The sequence below is a fragment of the Sphingomonas sp. S-NIH.Pt15_0812 genome (assembly GCF_003951315.1).
Taxonomy (GTDB): domain Bacteria; phylum Pseudomonadota; class Alphaproteobacteria; order Sphingomonadales; family Sphingomonadaceae; genus Sphingomonas.
In genome coordinates this window covers 1-6,743 of sequence record NZ_QLJH01000068.1, presented here as the reverse complement: position 1 = coordinate 6,743, position 6,743 = coordinate 1, and the positions used below count along the sequence as shown (strand labels likewise).

General features: G+C 68.6%; 8 protein-coding genes and 1 pseudogene. 3 read left to right on the top strand and 6 right to left on the bottom strand.

What is annotated here, in order from left to right; all coding sequences use genetic code 11:
• Window positions 1-78 precede the first annotated feature (78 nt).
• The 3 genes from BRX43_RS19605 to BRX43_RS19595 all read left to right on the top strand — a co-directional run bounded on the left by BRX43_RS19605 (window position 79) and on the right by BRX43_RS19595 (window position 3,208).
• Window positions 79-1,086, top strand: coding sequence for a PepSY-associated TM helix domain-containing protein (locus BRX43_RS19605; RefSeq protein ID WP_346962876.1), 1,008 nt, complete (start codon window positions 79-81; stop codon window positions 1,084-1,086).
• Between the two features lie 122 nt (window positions 1,087-1,208).
• Window positions 1,209-2,273: a glycoside hydrolase family 5 protein gene (locus BRX43_RS19600; protein WP_241215098.1), complete on the top strand. Its 1,065-nt coding sequence runs from the start codon at window positions 1,209-1,211 to the stop codon at window positions 2,271-2,273.
• Window positions 2,270-3,208 carry an alpha/beta hydrolase-fold protein gene (locus tag BRX43_RS19595; RefSeq protein WP_241215097.1) on the top strand — a complete coding sequence of 313 codons (939 nt, stop codon included), beginning with the start codon at window positions 2,270-2,272 and terminating at the stop codon, window positions 3,206-3,208. Before BRX43_RS19600 ends, BRX43_RS19595 begins: the two co-directional genes overlap by 4 nt.
• Window positions 3,209-3,242: 34 nt before the next feature.
• On the opposite strand, the gene BRX43_RS19590 is transcribed toward BRX43_RS19595, so the two are convergent.
• The 6 genes and pseudogenes from BRX43_RS19590 to BRX43_RS19560 all read right to left on the bottom strand — a co-directional run.
• The gene (locus BRX43_RS19590; RefSeq protein WP_125996734.1) at window positions 3,243-3,455 is read right to left on the bottom strand and encodes a hypothetical protein; all 213 of its coding nucleotides are present in this window, start codon (window positions 3,453-3,455) and stop codon (window positions 3,243-3,245) included.
• Between the two features lie 108 nt (window positions 3,456-3,563).
• Entirely contained in the window at window positions 3,564-4,187 is a 624-nt protein-coding gene (locus BRX43_RS21100) for a PEPxxWA-CTERM sorting domain-containing protein (RefSeq protein WP_164523693.1), read from the bottom strand.
• A 247-nt stretch (window positions 4,188-4,434) separates the two neighbouring features.
• Window positions 4,435-5,028 carry an isochorismatase family protein gene (locus BRX43_RS19580; protein WP_125996732.1) on the bottom strand — a complete coding sequence of 198 codons (594 nt, stop codon included), beginning with the start codon at window positions 5,026-5,028 and terminating at the stop codon, window positions 4,435-4,437.
• 80 nt (window positions 5,029-5,108) lie between these two features.
• Window positions 5,109-5,525, bottom strand: coding sequence for an ester cyclase (locus tag BRX43_RS19575; protein WP_125996731.1), 417 nt, complete (start codon window positions 5,523-5,525; stop codon window positions 5,109-5,111).
• A 57-nt stretch (window positions 5,526-5,582) separates the two neighbouring features.
• Entirely contained in the window at window positions 5,583-6,344 is a 762-nt protein-coding gene (locus tag BRX43_RS19570; RefSeq protein WP_125996736.1) for an SDR family oxidoreductase, read from the bottom strand.
• 157 nt (window positions 6,345-6,501) lie between these two features.
• Window positions 6,502-6,743, bottom strand: a pseudogene (locus tag BRX43_RS19560) (catalase); the annotation flags it as partial.

Below are 6,743 nucleotides of genomic sequence, written 5' to 3'. Positions count from 1 at the left end.
CACTCTCTTATTTTTTTTTTCTTTACACAATAGACGTCATACTATGTCTAGTACGGTTTCGTTGCCTCAGAGAGTTCTATAAGAACCAGCCCTTGCCCGTGGCCTCGAAGGTCCATCGCCCCGTCGGATCGTTCCGCCCCGCGCGGCCCGTCGCCAGCGCCCGGCTGGGACTCGCCCGTCTGGGACCGGGCGCTGGCGACGGGCCGCGCGGGGCGGAACGATCCGACGGGGCGATGGACCTTCGAGGCCACGGGCAAGGGCGGGGCGATCCCGGCGCGCTATTATGCCAGGCCCAACCATCATGGCGATCGCGCGATGCTCTGGTTCTCGCGCGACGGCCGCCGCATCCTGCGCGTCGCCCCCTGGGGCGGCTATACGATGAGCTGGATCTACGAGCTGCACATGCAGCTGCTGGCGGGCGAGACCGGGCGACAGATCGTCGGCTGGTCGGGCGCGGCGATGCTGCTGCTGCTGGTCAGCGGGCTGGCGGCGTGGTGGCCCAAGGGGACATGGCGCAAGGCCCTGGCCTTCAAGCGCAACGCCGCGCCGCTACGCCGGGTGCGCGACTGGCACAAGCTGACCGGGCTGGCCAGCGGGATGCTGTTGCCGGTGCTGGTGGCGACGGGGGTGCTGCTGTCGCTGCCGGTCGTCGCACAGGCGCTGTTCGCGCCCGCGCCGCTGCCCGCGCCGACGTCCGAGCCGGGACCGCCGGTCCGCATCGCGCAGGCGCTGGAGGCGGCGCACCGGGCGCTGCCGGACGGGCGGCTGGTCTTCGTCGATGTGCCCAATGCGCCGGACGGGGCGATTCGGGTGCGGATGCGGGTGCCGGGCGATCCGCAGACGCGCTTCACCGGCAGCTATGTCTGGGTGGACCGGCATTCGGGCCGGGTGCTGGCGGTGCGCGACCTGCGCCGGTCGGGCGCGGGGGCGTGGTGGATGGCCTGGGTGCGGCCGCTGCACGACGGGACGGTCGGCGGGCTGTCGACGCGCATCCTGGCGGTGCTGGTCGGGCTGGCCCCGGCCGTGCTGTTCGCGACCGGATTGCTCCACTGGCTGCGACGCCGGCGCGCCTCTCGCACGTCCTAGCCGGGAGGGTGAAGCGGCCCGGCCGACCGGATCGCCGGATTCGACCATCGGACCGGCGACAGGCGCGGATGGTTGCGCTAACCCATCGTCCAGCCTGATTATCGGGCGGGAGGATGTGCTTGATGTGGCTCGGGAAATTCCTGGTTGGCGCGGCGCTGTCGATGGCCGGGCCGGCGCTGGCGCAGTCTCCGGCGATGCAGGCGGGGGCGAGCGTTCCGGCCGGCGCGGCGGAGACCGGCCCCGCCTGGGCGACGGCCAAGCGCCTGCGGCGCGGCGTCAACATCATCGGCTATGACCCCTTGTGGCGCGACCCGGCCAAGGCGCGGTTCCAGTCGCGCCATTTCCGCATCATCCGCGAGGGCGGTTTCGATTTCGTACGCGTCGTGCTCCAGTCCTTCGCGCATATGGACGCGCGCAACCGGCTCGACCCGCAATGGCTGAAGACGCTGGACGGGGTGGTGAAGGGGGCCACCGATGCGGGGCTGGGCGTCATCCTCGACGAACATGACTTCAACCTCTGTTCCGAAGCGCCGGACCCCTGCGAGCCGAAGCTGATCGCCTTCTGGCAACAGATCGGCGCGCGCTATCGCGATGCGCCGGACACGGTGCTGTTCGAGCTGCTCAACGAACCCCATGCGCCGCTCGACGGGCCGCGCTGGAACGCGATGCTGGCGCGGCTGATCCCGGTGGTGCGCGCGACCAATCCGGGGCGGACGCTGGTGATCGGCCCGACCCGCTGGAACAATCTGGAGGAGCTGCCGGGCCTGGACCTGCCGAAGGCGGACCGCAACATCCTGGTCACCTTCCATTCCTATGAGCCGTTCCGCTTCACCCATCAGGGCGCGCCCTGGGCGGAGGACATGAAGGATCTGAAGAACGTGCCGTTCACCGCAGCGGACGAGGCGCGCATTCGGGCCGATTACGATAAGGTCGCGGCCTGGTCGAAGGCGAACGACCGGCCCGTGCTGATGGGCGAGTTCGGCGCCTATGAGAAGAGCGGCACGCCGGTCGCGGCGCGGGCGCGCTACACTGCGACGGTGCGGCGCGAGGCGGAGGCGCATGGCTTCCCTTGGGCCTATTGGCAGTTCGACAGCGACTTCATCCTCTATGACATCGACCGGGACCGGTGGGTGGAGCCGATCCGCCAGGCGCTGATCCCGCCGGCGCAGCGACCGACCGGAGAGTGACCAAGCGGGCGATGCTGGCGCTGGCCGCGCTGCTGGCCCCGGCGGTGCCGACGGTCGCGGCGCCGGTGTCGGTGGCCGCCGTGCAGGGAACGTCGCGGTTGCAGGGGCCGTTCGAGCTGCGGTCGCGAGTCTATCCCGGCATCGTGCGCCGCTACTGGGTCTATGTGCCCGCGGGCTATGATCCGGCGCGGCCGCCCAATCTGCTGCTGTTCCAGGACGGGCAGCGGGCGATCAACCCCGATGGATCGCTCCGCATCCCCGCGGTGCTGGACGACCTGATCGGCCGGGGCGCGATCCCGCCGACCCTGGGCGTCTTCGTCACGCCCGGCCACCGCGCGGCGCATTATCCGGCCGGTCTGGGGCTGGACAATCCCGACCACCGCGTCGCCGAATATGATGCGCTCTCCGACGACTATGCCCGGCTGACGCTGACCGAACTGCTGCCGGCGGTGGCCCGGCGCTGGCGGTTCGCGGCCGATCCGCGACGCCGGGCGATCGGCGGCACGTCGAGCGGGGCGATCGCGGCCTGGACCGTGGCGTGGCGGCATCCCGACGTGTTCGGCAACGTCATCAGCTTCATCGGCAGCTATACGTCGATCGGCCTGCGGCTGGGGGCGGACGGCCGGCCGCTGGCCTATGGCGGCGATGTCTATCCGGGTCTGATCCGCAAGTCGCCGATCCGGCCGCTGCGCGTCTTCCTGCAGGATGGACGCAACGATCTGGACAATGCCCATGGCAACTGGTTCCTCGCCAACCAGCAGATGCTGAAGGCGCTGCAATGGGCCAATGCGCAGGCGGATGCGACGGGGCGGGGCGGTCCGCGCTACGATGTCGATCATGTCTGGACGGAGGGCGGCCATTCGGACGCGGATGGCGGCGCGGCGCTGCCCGACGTGCTGCGCTGGCTGTGGCGGGTTCAGCCGGCGGGGCGTTGAGCCGCGACTGCCTGGGGGCGGGTGGGAGCGTCGATCATCCGGGTCCGGCGGGGGGCGGGGGGTCGAGCAGCGCGGCGATCTCGTCGAGACAGTCGAGGATCCGCGCCAGCGCCGTCTCCGCCGCCAGCCGGGCCGCGCCTTCCGCATAGTCGGCCGGCGACAGCCGGTGCGCGGAGGAGCGGACCATCAGCGCCGCCATGCGCATCGTCTGCGGACAGGGGGGCGGTTGCTCCTGCGGCATAGCCATGCTCACTCTTTCCGGCAGTCCGGCTGCCTGGTGGGTCGTGCAACATGATGCGAAAAAGCCGCCGGCATCGCTGCCGGCGGCCTTCCGAGCCCCTGCGGGCGGTGGAGATCAGGCGTAGGTGAAGGAGGTGTTGCGACGACGATAGCGCGACGCGGCGCCGACCATCGCGAAACCGACCAGCATCATCGCCCAGGTCGCCGGCTCCGGCACCGCCGCGACGCTGAAATTGGCGACTTCGAACGCGTCGGTGGCCGGCACGTTGGTGAAGGTGACGCTGTTGATCAGCTCACCGCCCGAGGTCGCGAACTGGACATATTGCGAGAAGGCCTGGTTGCCGTTCGTCACCGCGAAGTTCAGGTCCATCGCCGTATAGGTGTAGCTGTTCTGATTGGTGGTCAGGATCAGCCGGTTCCAGGTGTCGGGCGAGCCCCACAGGAAGCTGAGATAGCTGGTCGGCGCGGTGAAGGTCAGCGTGGCCGGCTGGCCGGCCAGCGGCCCGGCCGCCAGGAAGTCGCCACCGAACACGGTGCCGGCCGGAATGTCGGCAAAGGGACGATCCGCCGTATAGACCTGGCCGCCGCTCAGCGTGGCGACCGTGCCGCCTTCCAGGCCGGCGTTGCTGAGCGTGAGGAAATCCGAGGTATTGCCGCCGAGGCTGGGCGTGACGGCGGCATGGGCGAGGCTGGGAGCGGCGAGCGTGGCGACGCAAAGTGCGACCTTGAACGATTTCATGAGCAAACCCCTGTAGGTCATTGGATTGATTGACCGTGCGATCGGTCCGCCCATCCAAATCAATCAGCGCAAAGTTTGTTCATTTCTTGTTAAGCACCCAAGTCCCGAATTGGTACAGGCTGCCCCGATGCTTGCCCATGACTTCGGCCGAATGGATTTCGGGGCCTAGATCGACCGGTGCCGTGACCCGGGCCGCCACGTCAGAGCCGCGTCGGTTCATCGTCGATGGAACGGGCGCGCGGGAGGATCACGCCGTCGCCTCCAGCCGGACCGGCGCGCCGGTGAAGTCATCGGCGACGACCTGCTCGATCGGCCGCGCGATCCCACGGGTCAGTCGCGTCGGCACGTCGACCGTGAAGCCCCGCGCGACCAGACCGTCGATCGCCCAGCGCACGCAATAGTCCGATGCCACGCCGACCACCGTCACCTCGGTCACGCCGCGCGCCTTCAGCGCCGCGAAGAAGGCGTCCCGCGCGATCGTCTCACCCGTGGCGACCGACGTCACCTGGCCATCGGGTTCGGCCCACATGTCGAACACCCCCTTTTCGAGATGATAGACCGGCAGGGCGGGATCGATCGCGGCTCGATCGAGGACATTCTCCCATCCCGGCGTGCCCGTCTCGCAATGGAGGGGAAAGAGTTCGGCTTCCGCCGAGGACGCATAGATGGCAGCCACATGCGTGTCCGCGGTGAAGAGCACGCCGTCCACGTCTTCGGGACGGAGGCCGGCAAGCCAGGCGTTCATGGGCGGGACGATCTCTTCCGCTCCGGCGACCGGCAGCGCGCCGTCGGCCGCCACGAAGTCCCGTTGCATGTCCACCACGATCACGAAACGCTTCATGCTTCATCTCCCCGGCAGTGTTGATCACGGTGTCGATGCGCCGGTGACGATCGCGAGCTTAGAGCCGTCCCCCGGACCTGTCAGGCATCGACCGCACCGATCTGCTTGAGCAGGTTGAGATTGTCCATCAGCGCCCAATGCTCGACCAGCCGGTCGCCCTCGACGCGGAACAGGTCCATGACCTCGATATCGGTGCGCGTGCCCGTCGCCGGCCTGCCCTCATATTCCCCCGAATGGGTCGCGACTTGGCGCAGGTGGACGAGCACGCGGTCGTCCTGCGCCACGACGTTGAGGATTGGATAGGCGATGTCCGAAAAGCCGCCATGCAGCACCTCGGCCAGCTTCCTGATCCCCGCCGGTCCCTCGACCGCGAAGTCGAGCCCGGGATCGTGGCGGACGAACCCGGGTGCGATATGCGCATCCCACCATTGCGTATCGCGATCGCGAAAGGCGGGGAAATAGGCAAGCGCCAAGGCGGTGTTGGATTCGATCGACATGGATGCTTTCCGAAGCCCTGGGGGAGGGGGCGGACATGCGGGTCCGCCCCGCGATCGTCACGACAGCGGCGGTTGCCCGTTCGACGCGGTCAGCCCGCCATCGACCGGCAGGTTCACGCCCGTCACGAAACGGGCGTCCTCGCTGGCCAGGAACGCGATCGCGCCCGCGATATCGGCAGGCTCGGCGCCGCGCCCCAGCGGAATACGCTCCTCGAACTTGGCGATGAGGTCGGGCTGCGCCTTCATCCCGGCGGTCAGCGCGGTATAGGTGAGCGAGGGATTGACCGCGTTGACGCGGACGCCGTTCCGGGCCTCGTCCATCGCCAAGGCACGGGTGAAATTGCTCACCGCCCCCTTTGCCGCGCAGTAGAAGCTGTGGTTCCAGTCGCCACCCAGCCCCGACACCGACGACATATTGACGATGCAGCCCTTCGACTGCCGCAGATGGGCGATCGCCGCGCGGCTCATATGGACGACGCCGTAGAGGTCGGTCTCGATCACCTTGGTGAATTCGGCGAAGTCGCCCTCGTCGACCTTGCCGAGATGGTCGACGCCGGCGTTGTTGACCAGCACGTCGATCCGCCCGAAACGGTCGACCGCCGCCTGGACCAGCGCCTCGCATGCCGCCCGGTCGGACACGTCGGTTTCGCGACATTCGACCATGTCGCCCAGTTCGCCCGCCAAGCTGTCGAGCGCCGCCTTGTCGATGTCGCCCAGGACCAGCGTCGCGCCTTCCTCGGCGAAGCGGCGCGCGGCGCCCTCACCGATGCCGGAGGCGGCACCGGTGATGATGACAACCTTGTCGGAGAAGCGCGCCATCATGCCCTCTCCACCTGGGCGTCGGCTTCCTCGACCGCCGTCTTGGGCTCGGCGAATTCGGGTTCCTCGGTGCCGCGCGGGGCGATGAGGATGGCGATGGTCTTGCCTTCGAGCTTCATTATTATCCTCTCAAGATCAATGGCATGGGTGTTGGGGGTCAGGCCGGAATGTCCTGGATGCCGGCGGTATTGGCCGCCGCGATCCCAGTCGCGCGGTGGCGGAAGTCGCTGAGCGCCCGGTAGACTTGCATGCGGGCGCGCATCACGCCGCCAAGCGGGCGATGCGCCTCCAGGCTGTGCGCCGGGCGGAACGTCATCACCTCGTCGAAATAATGGACGCGGTCGGGACCATAGGCCGCCTGTCGCGGCAATCGGATCGTCGCGACGGTGCGATACGGGC